The organism is Methanobacterium sp. BRmetb2 (assembly GCA_003491285.1).
Lineage (GTDB): Archaea > Methanobacteriota > Methanobacteria > Methanobacteriales > Methanobacteriaceae > UBA117.
In genome coordinates, this window is the sequence record CP022705.1 from 1691505 (window position 1) to 1711788 (window position 20284).

21 protein-coding genes are annotated in these 20284 nt (G+C 33.2%); 16 read left to right on the plus strand and 5 right to left on the minus strand.

The window, feature by feature from the left end; all coding sequences use genetic code 11:
• The first annotated feature begins 14 nt into the window (after positions 1 to 14).
• Positions 15 to 866: a nitrogenase molybdenum-iron cofactor biosynthesis protein gene (locus CIT01_08405; protein AXV38218.1), complete on the plus strand. Its 852-nt coding sequence runs from the start codon at positions 15 to 17 to the stop codon at positions 864 to 866.
• Positions 867 to 1010: 144 nt separating this feature from the next.
• Positions 1011 to 1940, plus strand: coding sequence for an S-methyl-5-thioribose-1-phosphate isomerase (mtnA, locus tag CIT01_08410; protein ID AXV38219.1), 930 nt, complete (start codon positions 1011 to 1013; stop codon positions 1938 to 1940).
• A 70-nt stretch (positions 1941 to 2010) separates the two neighbouring features.
• On the opposite strand, the gene CIT01_08415 is transcribed toward mtnA, so the two are convergent.
• On the minus strand, positions 2011 to 3033 hold the full coding sequence (locus CIT01_08415) for an SAM-dependent methyltransferase (protein ID AXV38220.1): 1023 nt from the start codon (positions 3031 to 3033) through the stop codon (positions 2011 to 2013).
• A 144-nt stretch (positions 3034 to 3177) separates the two neighbouring features.
• Here CIT01_08415 and CIT01_08420 point away from each other — a divergent pair, with 144 nt between their 5' ends.
• Both CIT01_08420 and CIT01_08425 read left to right on the plus strand, forming a co-directional pair.
• Positions 3178 to 3969: a diphthine synthase gene (locus tag CIT01_08420; GenBank protein ID AXV38221.1), complete on the plus strand. Its 792-nt coding sequence runs from the start codon at positions 3178 to 3180 to the stop codon at positions 3967 to 3969.
• Positions 3970 to 4203: 234 nt separating this feature from the next.
• On the plus strand, positions 4204 to 5145 hold the full coding sequence (locus CIT01_08425) for a modification methylase (protein AXV38222.1): 942 nt from the start codon (positions 4204 to 4206) through the stop codon (positions 5143 to 5145).
• 46 nt (positions 5146 to 5191) lie between these two features.
• Here the strand turns inward: CIT01_08425 and CIT01_08430 are convergent, their stop codons facing one another.
• Genes CIT01_08430 through CIT01_08440 form a run of 3 tightly spaced genes read right to left on the minus strand, consistent with a single transcriptional unit; the run spans position 5192 to position 8196 of the window.
• A complete protein-coding gene (locus CIT01_08430) occupies positions 5192 to 5701 on the minus strand; it encodes a CDP-alcohol phosphatidyltransferase (GenBank protein ID AXV38770.1) in 510 nt (169 codons plus the stop codon).
• A gap of 4 nt (positions 5702 to 5705) precedes the next feature.
• Positions 5706 to 6758, minus strand: a complete 1053-nt coding sequence (locus CIT01_08435; protein ID AXV38223.1) for a hypothetical protein — start codon at positions 6756 to 6758, stop codon at positions 5706 to 5708.
• 4 nt (positions 6759 to 6762) lie between these two features.
• Entirely contained in the window at positions 6763 to 8196 is a 1434-nt protein-coding gene (locus tag CIT01_08440; protein ID AXV38224.1) for a hypothetical protein, read from the minus strand.
• Positions 8197 to 8456: 260 nt separating this feature from the next.
• Here CIT01_08440 and CIT01_08445 point away from each other — a divergent pair, with 260 nt between their 5' ends.
• The 3 genes from CIT01_08445 to CIT01_08455 are packed head-to-tail and all read left to right on the plus strand — an operon-like array spanning position 8457 to position 11305.
• A complete protein-coding gene (locus CIT01_08445) occupies positions 8457 to 9401 on the plus strand; it encodes a multidrug ABC transporter ATP-binding protein (GenBank protein AXV38225.1) in 945 nt (314 codons plus the stop codon).
• Between the two features lie 2 nt (positions 9402 to 9403).
• Positions 9404 to 10678, plus strand: coding sequence for an ABC transporter (locus CIT01_08450; protein ID AXV38226.1), 1275 nt, complete (start codon positions 9404 to 9406; stop codon positions 10676 to 10678).
• 54 nt (positions 10679 to 10732) lie between these two features.
• Positions 10733 to 11305 (plus strand): methyltransferase type 11, encoded by a 573-nt coding sequence (locus CIT01_08455; GenBank protein AXV38227.1) that lies wholly within the window; start codon positions 10733 to 10735, stop codon positions 11303 to 11305.
• Positions 11306 to 11383: 78 nt separating this feature from the next.
• Here CIT01_08455 and CIT01_08460 read toward each other — a convergent pair whose 3' ends face one another.
• Positions 11384 to 12115 (minus strand): archaeosine tRNA-ribosyltransferase, encoded by a 732-nt coding sequence (locus CIT01_08460; GenBank protein AXV38228.1) that lies wholly within the window; start codon positions 12113 to 12115, stop codon positions 11384 to 11386.
• 237 nt (positions 12116 to 12352) lie between these two features.
• Here CIT01_08460 and hdrC point away from each other — a divergent pair, with 237 nt between their 5' ends.
• The 9 genes from hdrC to CIT01_08505 all read left to right on the plus strand — a co-directional run bounded on the left by hdrC (position 12353) and on the right by CIT01_08505 (position 20148).
• A complete protein-coding gene (gene hdrC / locus CIT01_08465) occupies positions 12353 to 13210 on the plus strand; it encodes a CoB--CoM heterodisulfide reductase subunit C (GenBank protein AXV38229.1) in 858 nt (285 codons plus the stop codon).
• A gap of 19 nt (positions 13211 to 13229) precedes the next feature.
• Positions 13230 to 14120, plus strand: coding sequence for a CoB--CoM heterodisulfide reductase subunit B (gene hdrB / locus CIT01_08470; protein AXV38230.1), 891 nt, complete (start codon positions 13230 to 13232; stop codon positions 14118 to 14120).
• A 96-nt stretch (positions 14121 to 14216) separates the two neighbouring features.
• Complete coding sequence (locus CIT01_08475) at positions 14217 to 14483, plus strand: hypothetical protein (protein AXV38231.1); 267 nt, start codon at positions 14217 to 14219, stop codon at positions 14481 to 14483.
• Complete coding sequence (locus tag CIT01_08480) at positions 14480 to 15007, plus strand: DUF2096 domain-containing protein (protein AXV38232.1); 528 nt, start codon at positions 14480 to 14482, stop codon at positions 15005 to 15007. The genes CIT01_08475 and CIT01_08480 overlap by 4 nt, the downstream gene beginning before the upstream one ends.
• Before the next feature lie 166 nt (positions 15008 to 15173).
• Positions 15174 to 15845 carry a metallophosphoesterase gene (locus tag CIT01_08485; protein AXV38233.1) on the plus strand — a complete coding sequence of 224 codons (672 nt, stop codon included), beginning with the start codon at positions 15174 to 15176 and terminating at the stop codon, positions 15843 to 15845.
• A 154-nt stretch (positions 15846 to 15999) separates the two neighbouring features.
• A complete protein-coding gene (locus tag CIT01_08490; GenBank protein ID AXV38234.1) occupies positions 16000 to 16917 on the plus strand; it encodes a 2-phosphoglycerate kinase in 918 nt (305 codons plus the stop codon).
• On the plus strand, positions 16895 to 17290 hold the full coding sequence (locus CIT01_08495) for a CBS domain-containing protein (protein AXV38235.1): 396 nt from the start codon (positions 16895 to 16897) through the stop codon (positions 17288 to 17290). Before CIT01_08490 ends, CIT01_08495 begins: the two co-directional genes overlap by 23 nt.
• Positions 17291 to 17551: 261 nt before the next feature.
• Positions 17552 to 19282 (plus strand): 2-oxoacid:ferredoxin oxidoreductase subunit alpha, encoded by a 1731-nt coding sequence (locus CIT01_08500; GenBank protein ID AXV38236.1) that lies wholly within the window; start codon positions 17552 to 17554, stop codon positions 19280 to 19282.
• Entirely contained in the window at positions 19282 to 20148 is an 867-nt protein-coding gene (locus CIT01_08505; GenBank protein ID AXV38237.1) for a 2-oxoacid ferredoxin oxidoreductase, read from the plus strand. The genes CIT01_08500 and CIT01_08505 overlap by 1 nt, the downstream gene beginning before the upstream one ends.
• Positions 20149 to 20284 lie beyond the last annotated feature (136 nt).

Here is a 20284-nt window from a genome sequence, read left to right on the forward strand (position 1 = left end):
AAGAGGTAACCCATATGAATGAGTCAAAATTTGCCCATATAACCAAAGCACATCCATGTTTTAATGAAAAAATGCATGATAAGGTTGGAAGAATCCACGTTCCAATTGCCCCTAAGTGTAATATTCAATGTAATTTTTGCACACGTGAGTTGAACAAATGTGAAAAACGTCCAGGAGTTGCTTCAAGGGTAATGTCGGTTGATGATGCAGTTCAACATGTTGAAAAAGTGGTTAAAGAAATGCCCATATCTGTTGTCGGTGTGGCCGGCCCTGGAGATGCACTGGCCAATGAAAATACGATAGAATTCTTTAAAAAAATAGATGAAAAATTTCCTGATTTAATAAAGTGCATGAGCACTAATGGTCTTCTCCTACCAGATAAGGCAGATGAATTAGCTGAAGTGAATGTAAATACCATCACTGTGACAGTTAATGCCGTTGATCCAGAAATTGGTAAAAAAATTTATTCGAACGTAGTATATAATGGAAAGTTGTATGAGGGAGAAGAAGCTTTTAAAATATTGTCTAAAAATCAATTAGAAGGAATTGAAAAAATAGCCAAAAAAGGTGTGGTTGTAAAAGTAAATAGCGTCCTAATACCCGGACTTAACGATAAGCACATAGTTGATATTGCACGTGAAGTCAAAAAACGCGGAGCTTCACTAATGAATATAATACCTCTTATTCCAATGTACAAACTTAAAGATTATCCAAAACCGAATTGTGCCCAATTAAGTGAAGTTCGAGATGCTGTAGAAGAGATATTACCAGTTTTTAGAGCATGTACTCAGTGTCGTGCAGATGCCTATGGGGTTCCAGGTAGGGAAGATAAGCACCTGGACATGACTCCTGCCAGCCATTATTAAACATGTCAAAAATGTCAATATGTCAGAAATTATACTCAATACCTGAAACAAAGTCTAAATTTCTGGGAATAAGTTTGAATAAATCTTTATCAAGAAAAATAGACTCTAATTTCTTTTTAATAACATAAAATTTGGAGTTATTCAATGAAAACTATGCTTTGGGAAGATAACAAATTATTACTTATAGATCAAACCAAATTGCCTGATGAATTAGTCTATTTTGAATGTGAAAATTATCAGGATGTTGTTCACGCCATAAAAACCATGGTTGTCCGGGGTGCTCCTGCAATTGGCGTTGCAGCAGCCTTTGGTATGGCACTTGCCTATTTAGCAGGTGATGATCTGACAAAAGCCGCCGAGGAAATAAAAAGTTCCAGACCAACAGCAGTAAATCTTTTCTGGGCAGTTGATAGGATTCTTGCTTCTGATTCTCCAGTGGATGAAGCAATAAAAATGTATAATGAGGATATAGAAACAAATAAATCCATTGGTGTACATGGATCTACAGTAATTGAAGATGGAGACACTATTTTAACCCACTGTAATGCAGGGGCTCTGGCATGTGTGGACTATGGAACAGCATTAGGAGTTATAAGGGCGGCTTTTCAGGATGGTAAAGATATTAGCGTTGTTTGCGATGAAACCAGGCCTTTGTGTCAGGGAGCCCGTCTAAGTGTATGGGAAATGCAGCAAGAAAAAATTCCAGTAAAGTTAATAGTTGACAGTGCTGCAGGTTATATGATGCAGAAAGGAGCCATAGATAAAGTAGTAATCGGGGCAGACAGGATTGCCGGGGGTGGTGTTGCCAATAAAATAGGATCACTTATGGTGGCATTAGCTGCCAAACGATTTAACATACCTTTCTATGTGGCTGCACCCAAAAGCACTTTTGACTATGATAACTCAATATACGACGTAAAAATTGAAGAAAGAGATCCAGGGGAAGTTTTATACTTCGGGAATTGTAGGGTTGCACCTGCAGAAACAATAATCAGCAACCCATCCTTTGATATTGTACCTGGTGATTTGATAACAGGTATAATTACTGAAGATGGTATCATAGAGCCATTTTAATAAGATGGTATTGTAGGACATTTTTAATTATTTATTCTTTTTAATTTAATTCCTTATTTTGGTAAAAATACTATAAAATTTGCACATCTACTCCTATATGCCACTTTCCCGGACTTTTTGACTTGACTTTCCTTTTATTTAGTATTTCAACCTTCCTAGGATAAGCTGCTTTTTTTATTCTTTTCAAAGCACCTTCAAAATCACTGGCAAATTCGTAGTAATGGAGGATTCCACCGATTTTAAGTGAATCAACAGCAGTATCTAAATATTTATATGCAATTCCCGGTAGATTCATTATTATACGATCCACTTGGAGTTTTGATAATTTTAAATATTCTGAAGCATCTCCTAAAACTGGAATTATCTTTTCGGGGACTTTGTTTAATTCTATATTTTTTTTAAGATAGTCATAAGCATAAGGATTAATATCTATTGCATATATTTTAACATCTTTTGAACGGGCGATGACAATGGAGAATGGCCCAACTCCGGCGAACATGTCTATAATCGTCTCACCATCTTTAACCAGATTTAAAATCCTGTATCGTTCTGTGGCCAGTCTGGGACTAAAATATACATTTTTTACATCCATTAAAAAGCGGGCACCATATTCCTGGTGGGTGGTTTCAGATATATTAGATCCTGCCAGGTGTTCCAATTCTCTGGTTCTTCGGACACCTTTTATTTCACTATTTTTTCGAAAAACAGCCTGTCTTTTTGTGAATTTAAGTGCAGCTTCTCCTATTTTATATTTATCATCTTCTAAATCTTCAGGAATCTCCAGTATAACGATTTCTCCAATAATATCAAAGGATCCCCTTATATCCTCTATCTTTTTTTCATCAATTTTATTCTTTAGGTAATGTTTAAGGCTTTTGGGGACTCTTTTTTGGCCTTCAAATTCACAGTTAACTATGTTTTCCAAATCAAGACATAACTTCTTCAATAAATTACTGTCTAGGTTTTCATTTAAGGGTATGATAACAAAACCATTTTCTTGTTTAATTTTAAAATCAAGGTTTATAATGGATTGTTTTAGTAGAATTTTGCGAATATCATTGGCCTTTTGTTTTGGAACTTTTAAACCTTTCATAAATATCAGCTACATGTCTCTGCGAAATAATACTTAGATAGATAAAGAATCATCTTAATATTACTAATGGTCATATATCTATATATTAGAATAAATTAATTAAATTTCTCTCTTCATTTAATTATTATAGTAAAAGGTGATTGTATGCTTTATTTTATTGGTTTAGGTCTTTTTGATGAAAAAGATATTTCACTTAAAGGAATTGAAATACTGAAAAAAGTTGATACTATATACGCTGAGTTTTACACAGCTAAACTATTTGGGTCTACTTTTTCATCTCTGGAGGAAATTGTAGAATCCCCAATCAAAATTTTAAGCCGAAAAGAAGTTGAAGAAGATAATATTCCAATCAATTCGGCATTGGATAACGACGTTGCATTTGTGACTGCAGGAGATCCTTTAATAGCCACAACCCATTCTGACATGATGATTCAAGCCAAAAAAAGAGGAATTGATGCACAGGTTGTTCATGCTTCTTCCATTCTTTCTGCTGCTCCTGGAATTGCTGGACTTCAAGCTTATAAATTTGGAAAAGTTACCACCATACCTTTTCCTGAAAAAAACTATTTTCCACATTCACCTTATCTGACGATAGAAACCAATATGAAGTTCAAAGCTCATAGTTTAGTGCTTCTTGATATTAGAGCAGAAGAAGAAAGATATATGACTGCAAATCAGGGATTAGATTATCTTTTAAATGTTGAAAAAGAGAGAAACAAAAAAATTGTGTTAAATGATTCCATTGCAGTTGTAATAGCAAGAGCAGGTTCTCTAAAACCTTTAGTACGTTCCGATAGAATTCAAAATTTATTAAATGAAGATTTTGGGGGACCACTGCATTCGTTAATTATACCTTCCCAACTCCATATCATGGAGGCAGAATATCTAGTGGAAGTAGCCGGTGCTCCAGAAGAAATATTGAAAAAAAGTATCTAATTAATCATATTCTTAAATTTAGTAATATTACAGCTTAAATTTTTATATAGATTAATTTAAGCTAATGGTTTTATATAGAGAATACTGAACTAAAAATAACATAAAAAAACAATAAATTCAAATTAGATAATAAACATAAAAGTTCTAGTAGATTCTTAATTAATTAGTAAGTATATAATTAACCTTCCCATAATTCATTTGACAAAAGTAACTAATTGGATTATAAGGCTGCATATGAAAAAATCCCCCATTAAAACTTCATTGTTTCCTAGACCATTTTTAAAATGGGCTGGTGGAAAAAACCAACTCTTGAATGAGTTTGAAAAAAGGTTACCTTATTCTATGGTCAAATGTAAGAGAATTTATAGATATGTTGAGCCATTTTTAGGTGGGGGTGCAATGTTCTTTTTTCTGAAGAAAAATTATGATGTTAGGGAATCCGTTTTGTTTGATATCAATCCAGATCTGATTGTGGCTTACAAAGTTATAAAAAATGATCACAGAGAATTAATTAGTCAATTAGAAGAAATTGAATTTAAACATCTTAAAAAAAATGAAGTTAATCGGAAACAACACTACTATCTCATAAGAAGTCTCTATAACCATCAAATGAAGAACTTTGATTATGAAAATCCTAGTGATGAATGGGTTGAAAGAACTTCTTATTTCATATTTTTAAATAAAACATGTTATAATGGTTTGTTTCGTTTAAATAAAAAAGGAGAATTTAATGTACCTTATGGAAGGTATGATAACCCTAAAATATATAATAAAGAAAATATTAAAAAAATCAACAGGGCTTTAAAAGATACTGAAATCTTTCAGGGCGATTTTACTGGATCTGAATATTTTATTAATGAAAAAACTTTTGTATATCTAGATCCTCCCTACCGACCACTTAGTGATACTTCCAATTTCACCAATTATGCGAAAAATGGTTTTTCAGAGAATGATCAACTTATATTAGCCAATTTTTTTGTCAAAATGGATAAAAAAAGAGCTTATCTTATGTTAAGCAATTCTGACCCTCAAAATTTAAATCCTTCTGATACATTCTTCGATGAGTTGTATGAAAAGTATATAATTGAGAGAATTCCTGCTAAACGAAATATAAATAGGAATATTTTAAAAAGGGGTCAAATTAATGAGTTGATTATTAGAAATTATCAAAGATAAATATTTTAGATTTTAAATTAGATCATTTTATAGTGTAAGAAAGTTTTTAAAGTGACTTATTTTTATTGTGTAGAAATAATAACCTGGTGCTAATTGAAATTAAAGAGAATATGACGAATATTATTGACAATATCTGTCTTAAAATAGCATTAGGGATTAAAAATGATAAAAAAATCATCCCCATGAGAAATGAGCCTAAATATTTACCTACGTGATCGTAAACTGGTTTTTTAAGGTTTGAAGTTGCAATAAAAAGAGAAAACATCACTGTAATTATTAATAAGATTAATGGATTGTACCATCCTCTTAAAACAAATGCTAAAAAACAAGTGATTATCAGTGTAAAATCTGCAGTTACGTCCAGATAAGCCCCTAAATGGGAAGTTGCATTAAATTTTCGAGCGAGGTATCCGTCCATCAAGTCTGAAAACAGTGCAATAATAAGAACTGCAAATGCTAAAATGAAATTATAATTCAAAAATGAATAAAAAATTATTGGAGCTGCAATTAGCCGAATAGATGTAACTGCAGATGGAATATATGATTTAAAGATCATTTTATTAAAATCTATCACTGTATTTCAATTCTTTAAATTTAATTTCAAATTTAGTTCCAGTATTTTTATGTATTTTCATGTCGGCATCAAGCTGTTTAATCAGAGTATCCACCAATCTCAATCCTAATGCTTTGTTAATATCAATATCATCTGGTAATCCCACACCATTATCACTTACGATAAGAGTAAACCATTCTTCATTATCAGAGTCCATTTCTACTATAATGTTACCGCTGACATTGTTAAATGCATGTTTAAGGGAGTTAGTTACTAATTCATTAACAATAAGACCACAAGGTATAGCAGTATCTATATTTAGGTGAATGTCGTTTATATTGATATCAATTTTTATTTTAGAATCTGTTGGGTATGAACTTGAGATTCCAGATACCAGTTTAGGAATATATTTTTCAAAGTCAATACTTGAAAGATCTTCTGATTGGTAAACTTTTTCATGTATCATGGCCATTGATTTAACGCGGTTTATACTGTCTTTGAAAAACTCTACTATTTCTCCTTCTTCAGAATATCGGGATTGAAGAGATAAAAGACTAATAATAATTTGCATATTATTTTTAACTCGGTGATCTATTTCTTTTAAAAGAACTTCTTTCTCTTCAAGTGCTTTACTTAAATTTTCATTAATGATTTTCTGTTTTAAAAGCTGTTTTCTAGTTTTTTCGGCTTCATGTTTGTAAAGAGCCATTTCTAAGCTAATTTGTAACTCTTTTTCTTGGAATGGTTTTAAGATGTAGCCGTGGGGTTCAGTTTTTTTAGCACGCTGCACCACTTCCTCATTTCCATAAGCGGTAATGTAAACAATAGGAATGTCATAAAGCTGTTTAATTTTTTCTGCAGCTTCAATTCCATCCATTTTACCTTCTAACATAATATCTATTAAAACAGAATCGGGATGTGTTGTTTTAACTTTTTGAATAGCTTCTTCACCAGACGCTACCAGCGCAGGAACTTCATATCCCAGATCTTCTAGGATAACTTTTATATCTTGAGCAACCAGTTCCTCATCTTCAACAACTAAAATTTTTTCATTTACCATAGACTCAGGTCCTCTCACTATATTCCAATTCTGAAAAAATGATTTTAATTTCAGTGCCCTTCTCCCGATTTAAAAATATCTCACCTTTTATTCGGTTAGTGAGGTACTGAACCAATTGTAAACCTAAACTTTCTATATTATTAATATCTATGGATTCCGGAATGCCAATTCCATCATCCCGCACAATAAGTGTAATTTTTCCGCTCTTATCTTTAAAAGTTTCTATAGTAATATTACCCTCTTTACCTGGGGGGAAAGCATGTTTGAGAGAATTTGTAACCAGTTCATTTATAATAATACCGCAGGGAATGGCGGTTTCAATGTTGAGGTAAATATTTTCAATATTAACATTGAGATTAATTAAATTAGTATCGGTTCCATAAGAATGGAAAAGGTCCTTAACTAGACTTATTACATAATCTGCAAATCCAATTTTGCCCAGATCTTTTGATCGATATAATTTTTCGTGTAATACTGCAATTGATCTAATACGATTTTGAGTTTCTTTAAATATTTCCTGCGATTTTTCGTCCTGTATAAATCTGGATTGGAGACGTAAAAGACTGTATATAACTTGAAGATTGTTTTTTACTCTGTGATGGATTTCTTGGAGAAGCATCTCCTTTTCTTCAAGCGACTCTCTTAATTTATTCTCTGAAATTTTACGATTGGTAATATCCTGTTCCGTCCCTATAATACGGATAGGTTCGTTATTATCATTCCTTATAACTTTACCATGACAGGATAAGATTTTTGTTGCATTATCAGCACAATTTATACGATACTCATAAGAAAAAGTGTTATCATCTTGTAGTGCGGTTTTAATGTTTTCCTTTACAAATGCAGTGTCTTCAGGATGAATTATTTCCAGAAATTCATCAAAATTAATAGGATTATCAGTTGGTTTTGTATTTAATATATTGAAAAGCTCATTGGAACATTTTACTGAATTTTTTGCTAAGTCATATTCCCAACTACCCATTTTTCCAATTTTCTGGGCTTCAGTTAAAAATTCATGACTTTTTATCAATTCTTTTTCAGCACTTTCAAGTTTTTCTTGTTCTTTGACCTCTTCTAATGCTCTATTTATGGCATGTACTATTTTTGGGAGATTTCCTTTAAAGACATAGTCTGTGGCACCGCTTTTAAGGGCTTCAACTGCAAATTCTTCCCCAATTTTTCCACTAACAAAAATAAATGGCACATCAGGACATTCTTTTTTAGCAATTTCCAGGGCACTAAGACCATCAAAATGAGGTAGGGAATGATCAGCAAGGATAATGTCAGGTTTAAATTCTTTAATTTCCTCTAAATAATTTTCTTCTCTATCCACAATCATAGATGTAAACTTGATGTCAGCTTTATACAGCTCTCTCTCAATTAGTTCAACATCAAATGGAACATCTTCTAGAATAAGTAGCTTAAGCTCTTTCATCATATGATACCTCAGTACATATTTCTCTACGCTATATAATATATCCTACGTTTTTATATCATGTTAAAAAATTTTCAATAAATCTGATTAGTGCCATATATCGGTAAATTAATGGATTATACTAGGATCAAAATCCAGAAATTTCAATTAATACATAGTTTTTTATGATTTATAAATTAATACGTGGTAATTTATAATTTATATGGAGAGAAGTTGAATTGAATATAATCACAACAGTATCTTAAAAAATTAAGGATGAGACTATAATGAATAATTACATAATTAATGCCCAGGGCATAAGTAAAAACTTTGATGGCTTAATGGCAGTGGATGATTTAAATTTAAAAATCAAGAAAGGAGAAGTTTTTGGATTTTTAGGTCCTAATGGGGCAGGAAAAACGACTTCAATTAATATAATGGTGGGGCTCCTTAAACCTTCCACAGGAAAGGTAATGGTTAATGGAGATGACATTGAAAAAATTGATAGAGGTTTAATTGGTATTTGTCCACAAGAAATAGTTCTTTGGGAATATTTAACCTGTAAAGAGAGTTTGATGCTGATGGGGGATATGTACGAAGTACCCAAAGATGTTCTGGACTTTAGGGTAAATAAACTACTTAAAGATCTTTATCTAGAAGATAAGGCCAATATTGTTGTTGACAAACTTTCAGGCGGTATGAAGCGCAGATTAAATCTGGCATTGGCTCTAGTGCATGAACCTGAAATTGTCGTGCTTGATGAGCCATCAGAGGGTTTGGATCCCCAATCACGAAGGGTGCTTTGGAATTACATATTATCATTGCGCAATGATGAGGGTAAAACTGTTATTTTAACCACACATTTAATGGATGAAGCTGATCGTTTAAGTGATAGAATAGCCATCATTGATCACGGTCGTTTACTACGGTTGGACACTCCAGAGAATCTTAAAAAAGAGATTGGAGAAGGAGACGTGGTAGATATGAAGATCAACGATTCAAAGAAAAATAATGAATTGATTGAAAGTTTATCCAAATTAGAGCAAGTACACTCGGCAATAGAAGTAGACGGCAGGATTAACATCCGGGCACTGGATGCAGTTGGTAAACTTCCTATTATAATGGAACAAGTGGAAAAATTGGGAGTTAGGATTACTGAATTATCTGTAAGACAGAATACTCTGGAAGATGTTTTTATAGAATTAACTGGAACTAGATTGAGGGAATAACAATGAAATTCATAAGTATTGCTAAGAAAAATGCGAAAGAACTAATTAGAGATCGTAGAGGACTGTTTATGATATTGATATTCCCTCTTTTTTTCATGTTAGTTTTTGGTTTTGCATTTGGGGGAATGGGCCAGACTAACACGCCCCATAATATTGCTATTGTAAATAATGATGAGGGAGCAGTGTTACCATTTACCCAGGAGAAAGTTAATTTTGGTAACAATCTGACCAATATTTTAAGAGATTCAAAGTATGAAGATAGTGATATAAACTTGTTTAAAATCACAAAAACTAACGAAACCACTGCAGACGAATTATTAAAACAGAGAGATGTGGATGCTGCGTTAATAATTCCGAAAAATTTTTCGCAAGGTGTAGTAACCCTCATTACCAATACTCTAACTCAGGAAACAGGAAACATACAGAATACTCCAGTCACAAATAACCAAACAGCCACAATCATAATAAAAGGAGACACAGGATATGTTGGTTTTGGAATTTCACAGGGTATTATTGTGGGGATATTCGAACAATACCAGGACCAATTGTTATTTGAGATTCAAAGTAAGATTTCTGGAAATACTGCAGCTGAGCCTACCAAATTTTTGGAAAGTAAAGTTGAACCATTAGAAGGTACTGAAACATTCACATCATTTGATTTTCTTGCTCCCGGGATGATAGTATTTGCTATTTTACTACTGGCAACTACAGTCGCCGCTAGTTTAACCAGGGAAGTTGAAAAAGGCACATTGGCCCGTCTAAAATTATCTTACATGAGGTCACTGGATCTTTTATTAGGCGGTCTTATCCCTTGGTCTTTAGTGGCCGCAGCGCAAGTTATCATTTTATTTATTGTAGCAGTACTTATTGGATTTCACTGGCAAGGAGGTCTTAACTCATTAATACTGGCGATTTTTGTTGGGATTATTGGGGGAATTGCTTCTGTTGCTTTAGGAATGATAATTGCGGCTTTTGCAAAAACCGAGAGACAAGCAGCAAATCTGGGTACAATAATCACAGTACCTACCAGCTTTTTAGTGGGTGCTTTTTTCCAACTGCCCCAGGTGATAATTGGGAATTTAATGGGACAATCCTTCCAGATATACGATTTTCTACCTTGGACACACACTTTAAATGCATTACGTACTCTATTAACCTTTGGCGGCGGATGGAATGATATTACTTATCAGTTAGGATTATCTGTAATACTGACAGTCTTATTGTTTATAGTAGGAGTATTCCTATTTTCAAAGAATAGATTAAGGGCAGAAACATAATTTTAATTACAAAAATATAATAGATTAGTAGTTTATCTTTGGGAGGAATTTTTAATGGATACTAAAAAACACAGGCACCACGGTAAATCAAGTCAAAAATTTTTAGATGATGCTGATGTCCTATCAAGGATTGGTTTATTTGAAGGAGCTACTTTTTTAGATGCAGGTTGTGGAGATGGATTTTTTTCTATTGCAGCTTCTTCAAGGATAGGTAATAATGGAAAGGTATATGCTATCGACATTTACGAGGAATCAATAAATAATCTTCAAAATGAAATCCTGGCTAAATCAATAAGGAATATGGAAGCAATAGTTGCAGATATAACTCACAAAATACCATTACCTAATGAATCAGTTGACATATGTTTTATGGCTAATGTACTACACGGATTTGTCGAAAATCAAGAATTAGATAGTGCACTTTCTGAAATTACCAGAGTTATAAAGCCAGGAGGTATTTTTGCCGTGGTTGAATTTAAAAAAATCGAGAGGACATTTGGACCTCCAATGGAAATAAGATTAGATGAATCAGATATTAACGATATTTTAATTGATTATGGATTTAGCTCGCAATCTTCGTGTGATATAGGAGATTACCATTTTTTAGTAAAATATATAAAGAAATGAATTTCACGCCTTGAGCCATGGTTATTGACCTGGTTTATTCGTTTACTTTATTTATATTTCATTTTTTAAAACATATTTTTAATACAATCTGGTGTATTTTTCTAAATATTCAGGGTATTCTTTGTCTAATATTCTTAAAGCAGACATAGTTTCAGGGGAAGTGCAGCATCTCATTTCCACTAAGTTTCTAAGCGTGCCATTTTTAATATTTTCCCGAATTTCTCTAATTACAAAATCCAAAGTATTATGATTATATTTTCTAATTTCTTCATAGTCTAAATCATAAATTGGATACTCTTTTAAATTATATTTAAGAGTTGGAGTAATAATGGTATTCAATCTTGCATAATAATCGCACACATAACTTCCAAAAAAGTCAACACCCATATATGTAAGCAGAGGTATAAAAGAAAGATCCACAAGAGGGAAATAAATTGCTGAATTAGGATTCAGGGTTTTTCTCAGATTAACTATGATGTTTATCAAGTCTTTCTGTCTTTTTAGAAGTTTGTCTCCATTAGCAATTAAAAAAATGTTAATTCCAAGTTTTTCCAACTCTTTGGCGCATTTAATCCTCAGATCAAGGTATTTTGATCCGTGTATAGTACCAATTCCATTTTCGGGACTGTCTTTCGCGTATTTAATTGTTTTTCTAACAGACCATTCGGCCAGGGTTTTGGGTATATCATAGGGAACAGGTTCATCTTTTATAAGTTTAAATGGGTTTTTTGGTTCTATTAGTCCAGGACTACGTATTTCATTAAATTTCCCCAATCTGGCTGGACCATCATGTTGTGTTATCTTTAGCATGGATAATTTTATGATCCCATTTAAGATAAATATGTGCCTCATTTTTTTAAAATTAGCTAAAATTTATTTTTTAAATTACTTATTTTAATTATTATAACACCAGAATATTCTGAACAGTGTTACTTAAAAGGTTACACTGATCAAATTTTCCGTAACATATATATAGTCTTCAATTTACATCCAAGTAAGAGAGTCTGAAATTTCACAGCAAAGTGAGATTTCTAAGGTGTGAAAATAATGTCAATGTTACAACGCCTTAAAAAAATGTTTACAGGAAAAGGTGAGGGGCCAGAACAAGACAAATCTAAGGACACCGCTGAAAAACCAGAAACTAAAACAGAAAACGAACAAAAATCAATCGCTGAAGACAAAAAAACAGGAAAAGTTAAATCAGAAACTTCAAGTGCTTCTAAAGGTGAAGAAGAAAAATCTAAACCTGGAGAATCAACTAAAGAAACAGAAGAAAAAGCAGAACCTGGAACTCCACCTACTTCAGAAGAAAAAGAGAAAAAACCTAAAACTGAAAGGAGTGTTAGTATGAGTTTACTTGATAGAGCAGACAATATACTCAAACCTGAAGATATAGATAAAGAATTTACACAACAAATTAAAGATGCCGGCGCAGAATCTTTAGAATATTGTTTCCAATGTGGTACCTGCACTGGATCCTGTCCATCAGGAAGAAGAACCCCTTACAGGGTAAGACAAATTGTAAGAAAATCATTAGTTGGTCTCAAAGAGGAAGTCATTTCCAGTGACGAACTTTGGATGTGTACCACCTGCTATGCCTGCCAAGAAAGATGTCCCCGAGAAATAAAAATTGTGGACGTAATAAAACTTGCCAGAAATGAAGCAGCAAAAGCCGGTTACATGGGCCAAGCTCACAAAGCAGTTGGATCATTTGTTATAAAAACCGGACACGGTGTACCAATAAACGAAGCTACCATGGAACTTAGAAAACAGGTAGGATTAGGTGAATTACCACCAACGACTCACCAGTTCCCTGGAGCATTAGAAGAAATACAAAAGATAACCAAAACAACAGGTTTTGACGCTTTAATAGGATACAACCCAGAAACAGGAGAATTAGAATAAATTTACTGGAGGAATATAAATGGCTGAATTCGCATACTTCTTAGGATGTATTATGAACAACAGGTATCCTGGTATTGAGAAAGCAACAAGGATAATGATGGAAAAACTCGATGTAGACCTTAAAGATATGGAAGGAGCATCATGCTGCCCTGCACCAGGAGTATTTGGTTCATTTGATAAAACTACATGGGCTTCCATAGCTGCAAGAAATGTTACCATCGCCGAAGACATGGGAATGGACATAATGACCGAATGTAATGGATGTTTTGGTTCATTATTCGAAACCAACCACATGTTAAAAGAAGACGAAGAGATGAAAGAAAAAATCAACAATGTACTTGCAGAAGTTGACCGAGAATTTAAAGGAGAAGTAAATGTCAGACACCTCGCAGAGATACTCTATAATGATGTAGGTCTTGACAAAATAACTGAAGCTTTCAACACACCTTTAGATGATCTAAATGTAGCTGTTCACTATGGATGTCACTTTTTAAAACCAAGCGCAGAAATTAATATTGACAACCCAGAAAAACCTACCATACTTGATGAACTGGTAGAAGCAACAGGTGCAAAATCTGTCCCATACAAAGACAAGATGATGTGCTGTGGTGCTGGTGGTGGAGTAAGATCCAGAGATATTGAAGTAGCTCTTGATTTCACCAAAGAAAAACTCAACAACATGCAAGAAGCAGGTGTGGATGCTATAATAAATGTCTGCCCATTCTGTCACTTACAGTTTGACGTAGGACAAGCTGAAATAAAAGATAAATTCGGAGACGAATTTAACATACCTGTACTTCACTTAGCCCAATTATACGGTTTTGCAATGGGATTAAGCAAGGAAGAACTCACTACTGACGTTCACATGACCAAGCTAACCCCTGAAGCTGAGACTAAACTGGGATGTTAATTAAAGAGAATTAAACATTAATTCTCCCATTTTTTTATTTTTAAAAAACATTAAATTTATTTTGAATTACTTACATATTCTAATTGAGGTGTTTTTTTGTTTATAGCGACTCTTGTTGGAATATTCAAATTTGAAGAATTACCTGAAGAATACAGTCCTTTTGTCCAATATAAAGCATCAATAGAAAATAAAGATATAAATGATGATGAAGAAATTGCTATTTTAAATATCAGAGGAACAGAAAGTCATCATGTATTATTTTTGAGTTCATATGATAATGTTAATCAGATAAAAGATGAATTGAAGCAGGCAGATGCAAAGGTTAACCAAACAACTCTAAAAATATTGGAAGGACATTTATGAATGTTTTACCATTAGAACAAACATGGATGGTTCTGGTGGAACTATTAACTGATCTTAAAAAGAGAGGAATCAAAATACCAAAAGAGGTTAATGAAAATCTTAGACTAGCCAGAACTGATATAAATTTCTATAAAACAGATCCAACCAATCCTGAAATGATGAAAGAACTTAAAAGAATCAATGAATTTTTAAATTCTGTCCAAGATATTCTAATAAATTTTGCAGAAGAAATTGATGAAGATTATGGGCAAAAATGGATTCAAAAGCTTCAAAAAGCGTCCATGGGAGAAGAAGTATGCCCTGTCCAGAATAAAAAATCCAAATTCATTGTGGGAGCTCCCCCTGGATTTTCGGTAGTTCGTGTTAGTCTTAAAGAACCACTAGCTGAAGATAGAGTTCAGGATGTTGCGGAGGAATATAATTTAATAATAGAATTTGATGAAGACGAGGTTATCTCAGTTTTTGGAGACAAAGAAAATATCAAGAAAGGTCTAAAGGAAATATCTTCATTTTTTAGAGACTAATTTAGATAGGATTTATTATTTCTCAAAATATTTTTTAATTTAATTTTTTTGACTTAACTCAAGGTATACTAATTTATTTAAGATTGCTTATACAATTAAAAAATACCTTTTTATAGTGTCAATATTCATTTTTAACAAATAAACAATAGATTCAGGTGAAAAAATAATGAAAATCCTTGCAGTAAGTGATTTACATGGTAAAGGCTGTCAAATTATAGCAGATTACATAAAGAAACATCCTGTTGATTTGATTGTTATTGCCGGAGACATTACCCATTTTGGACCTCTTGAATTAGCGGAAGATATTCTAAATGATCTATGTTCATGTGAAGTACCTGTAGTAGCAGTACCTGGTAACTGTGATCCCCCTGGAATACACAGCAAGATAGATAATTCCCGGGCCATCAATATTCATGGGAAAAGTCTTACCATAAAAAATATTGGAATATGCGGTTTTGGTGGTTCAAATCCTACACCATTTGACACACCTCTTGAATTTGATGAGATAGAAATATACAACGAATTAAATAAAGTTATGGGGCAGATCAAAGGTCATGATCTTGTTATTCTTGTAACCCACGCACCTCCACATGGAACCAAGGTTGACCAGTTAAATTCAGGAGACTATGCTGGCAGTGAAAGTCTTAGAAAGATTATAGAACAATATAAACCAGATATAAATATATGTGGACATATCCATGAGGCAAAAGCTGTAGATAAAATAGGAAATACTATTCTAGTAAATCCAGGAGAACTATCAGAGGGTTTTGCCAGTTTAATTGATATTAAGGAAACCAATAATAAACCAGAAATAGATGTAAAAATTGTGGAATTATAAGCAGTACAGATTAGATGTATTAATTGTGGAATTAATAAGAAATATATATAAGTCTTGATTTTAAAATAAAAACGGTTATCTTCTAGAGAAGATTTATCTAATTTTGTTTATTAACATTGATAGTTCTTTTAATCAAATATTAGGGGTGAGTCTTATGATAATGGTTGAAGGTGAAGTAAGTGGAAAAAAATACACAGAACCCTTCTCAAAGGGCGTGTTAGCCAGATCTTTGACTCGGGCAGAGATGGGTCCAAATAAAGCCTATACATTCGCATCTCAAATAGAAGATCATCTTAAAAATCAAAATATCACACTTATAACTATTGATGAACTGGTAGGAATAGTTAGGGAACGTTTAAAAGAAGAAGATGAAGAAATAGCCGAAAAATACGTACTTTGGCGAAAAATTCGTAAATGCAAAGAACCCATGATAATCCTTATTGGTGGTGCTTCAGGGGTTGGAACATCATCAATTGCATTTGAGGTAGCTAACCGTCTGGGAATAAGAAACATGATCAGCACAGACATGATCAGAGAGGTTATGAGAAAGATAGTTTCTAAGGAAGTACTCCCCACAATATACGAGTCAAGTTACACTGCTTACAGGTCGCTGCGGATACCTCCACCTCCTGAATTGGATGAAATCCTTATAGGATTCCGTGATCACGTTGATACAGTAAGCGTAGGTGTAGAAGCAGTTATTGAAAGATCATTAAAAGAGGGCATAAGTATTGTTATAGAGGGAGTCCATATTGTTCCGGGTTTTATTAGAGAAGATTTGATAAATAAAGAAAATGTGGCCATGTTTATTTTAACGGTTGAAGATGAAAATGTTCACCGTGGGAGATTTTATTCTCGATGCAGACAGGCTTGGGCTCGAAGGCCACTTAAAAGGTACATGAGTTACTTTTGGGCTATACGCAAAACCCATAAATATTTTGAAAGCCAGGCCAGGAAAAATCAAGTGCCGGTGATTGAAAATATTGATGTTATTACTACCATAGATAGTATTATGAAATCTCTTACAAAGGTATCAGAAGGCGATGGAAATGTTGAAAAATTTGAAAGTTAAAGATATAATGACTGAAGGGGTTATTACAGTCCCTCCCAAGGAAGACGTTGTTTTTGCATTTGAAAAACTTATGAAATATAAGATAAGCGCACTTCCAGTTGTAGAAAATGAAAAACTAAGAGGTATAGTAACTGCAACGGATTTAGGCCATAATCTGATTTTGGACAACTATGAATTAGGTACTACAGTAGAAAAAGTTATGGTAAAAGATGTGATCTGTGTTAATCCAGAAGATACTTTAAAAAGTGCTATCAAGAAAATGAATGCTCATGGTTCTGGTGATGGGATTGTAAACCAGCTTGTTGTTTTAGATAATGATTCCATTGTGGGGATTATTTCTGATGGAGATATAATAAAAACCATAAAAGTTTAATAAACTTTTATACCATCATATCTTACGATAGCTAACATAATTGTTTTTTAAGTTATCTAAAATATTTCACTAATTAAATGTTTTTTCTAAGTATATTTAGGGTATTTTAACTAATTTAATTGTTTTGTTACGTATTTAATGCGTTTTAACTAATTTATTCCTTTTTCTAAGATTTTATTGAGGTTTGTAATATTCTGAAAAGAAAGTTTAATTAATTATTCTTTACATAATATTGTTATTAATTTTTTATGGGGGTAAAAAATGTCTCAAATTTCCCATGAAGTTGAAGACGATATATCTATTGTTCTTTGCGGCGAAGCCGGGCAGGGAATACAAACTGTTGAAAATATTCTGGTTAGAGCAGTTAAAAACAGTGGCTGCAATGTTTTTTCCACCAAGGAGTACATGTCCCGGGTTAGAGGTGGTCTGAATTCTACTTTGATTCGAGCTTCATCTACCGCTGTTAGATCATATGTGGACAGAATAGATGTACTCATTGCGTTAAGTGAAGGAACCATTAATCATCTTAAAGATAGACTTTCAGATGATACTTTAATCATAGCTGCTAATGGAATTTTAGAAGAAGAATCTAAACAAAATTTGAATGTTATTGAAATTCCACTAATAGAGATGGCATCAGAAATTGGTGGTTCTATTTTTTCAAATATCATTGCTGCGGGAGTAATTTCCAGAATTTTAAATATAGAACTTGAAACTTTTAATAAATGTATTGAATTTATGTTCCAGCGTAAAGGAGAAGAAATTCTAGAGAAAGACCTTCAAGCGGGAAAAAAGGGTTATGAACTTGGTGAAACCCTTTTAAAAGAATATGACTTAATAGTTGATATTCAAAAGACCCAAAAAGTAAAAAATCAAATTTTAATTAACGGAACTGAGGCAGTAGGACTGGGATGCATAGCCGCAGGATGTAATTTCATGTCCGCCTATCCAATGACTCCTTCTTCGCCCTTACAAGTTTTTATCGCCCAGAATGCTCATGAATTTGATATAATATTTGAACAGACTGAAGATGAAATTGCAGCATTAAATATGGCTTTAGGAGCATCTTATGCAGGGGCTCGGGCAATGACTGCCACTTCAGGAAGCGGATTTGCATTAATGGAGGAAGCGGTTGGTCTTTCGGGGATGACTGAAACTCCAGTAGTTATCTATCTAGCCCAAAGACCAGGACCGGCAGTGGGTCTCCCCACCAGAACTGCCCAGGAAGATTTAAATCTGGCATTATATTCTGGTACAGGTGAATCTCCCCGTGCAATTTTTGCCCCGGGGACTATTGAAGATGCGTTCCACGTCTCATGGCACGCATTCAATCTGGCCGATAAATATCAAATACCAGTTTTCATACTTTCAGACCAGTACTTTGCAGATATACATTATAATTTACCTCCAATAGATTTAAAAGAGGTTCAAATAGAAAATTATATCTTTAAAACTGCCAAAAATTATAGAAGATATGAAATAACTGAAAATGGCATATCTCCCAGAGGAATACCCGGTTTTGGGGAAGGATTAGTAGTGGCAGATTCAGATGAACATGATGAAGAGGGACATATAACCGAAAATTTGACAATTAGAACAAAAATGGTGGATAAAAGGCTTAATAAATTGGAAAATATGAAAAAAGAAGTTTTAAAACCAAAATTAGTTGGTGAAGAAGACTATGATATATTAATGGTAGGGTGGGGCTCTACCTACGGCCCCATAACTGAAGCACTGGAAGAAATTGGTGATGATAAAATAGCATTTTTACACTATAAACAGGTTTATCCCCTCCACGAGGAAACCATTAATCATCTAAAAAAGGCAAAAACTACAGTTATTTTTGAAAATAATGCTACTTCCCAGTTTGCTAGCTTAATAAAATTAGAAACTGGTTTTGATATTGAAAATAAAATCTTAAAATATAATGGAATGCCTTTTTCCGTTGAAGAAGTGATTAATAAAATCAATTCCATGAAAGGGGGGATTTGATGGATACTAAAAAATTTGACATGGAAAATGCAGATGTGGCATGGTGTCCCGGTTGTGGAAATTTTTCCATTTTGCAATCACTTAAAAATGCCCTTTTAGATCTTAAAATTAATCCTAAAAAGCTGGTATTAGTATCAGGAATTGGCCAGGCTGCTAAATTACCTCATTATCTTAGATCAAATGTTTTCAATAGTTTACATGGAAGATCTCTATCTCCAGCAACTGCCATAAAAGCAGTTAATCCCGAACTTACAGTTATAGATGTAAGTGGGGATGGATGTATGTATGGTGAGGGAGGCAACCATTTCATGCATACCATACGCCGAAATCCGAATATTACAAATATTGTGCACAACAACATGGTTTATGGTCTAACTAAAGGTCAAGCTTCTCCTACCAGCCAAAAAAACTTTGTAACACCTTTCCAGGTTGATGGAGTTTTTGAAGAACCATTTAATCCACTATCTGTTGCAATAGCTCTTAATTGTTCATTTGTTGCGAGAGCATTTTCTGGAAATATGGAAAAAACCACAGCAATTATTAAAGAAGCCATAAAACATGAAGGATATTCGTTGGTAGACATATTCCAACCATGTGTGACATTTAATAAGGTAAATACCTATCAATGGTTCAAAGAGAACACTTATTACCTTGAAGAATCTTATGAACCTTTCAATCAGACCAATGCTTTTGAAAGAGCATCCGAATCAGGTAAATATCCTTTAGGTATTTTTTATATTAATAGAACTAGAAAGACATTTGAAGATAATTTGGAAGTCTATCAAGAAAATCACATACCAATATATAAAAGGAAATTGGAACTGGAGAAGTTAAAAAAATTAATAGACTCAAAGAGAGATTACTAGTTTCAACAGTATTTAGTTGACTGAATTTATTGTTTTAATTACGATAAGTAATCTCATGAACTTATTTTTGAAGGAATTTAATGAAGTAATTTTTGGACACTTTTTTATATGAATCGTAACCTTCAAATACTATTAA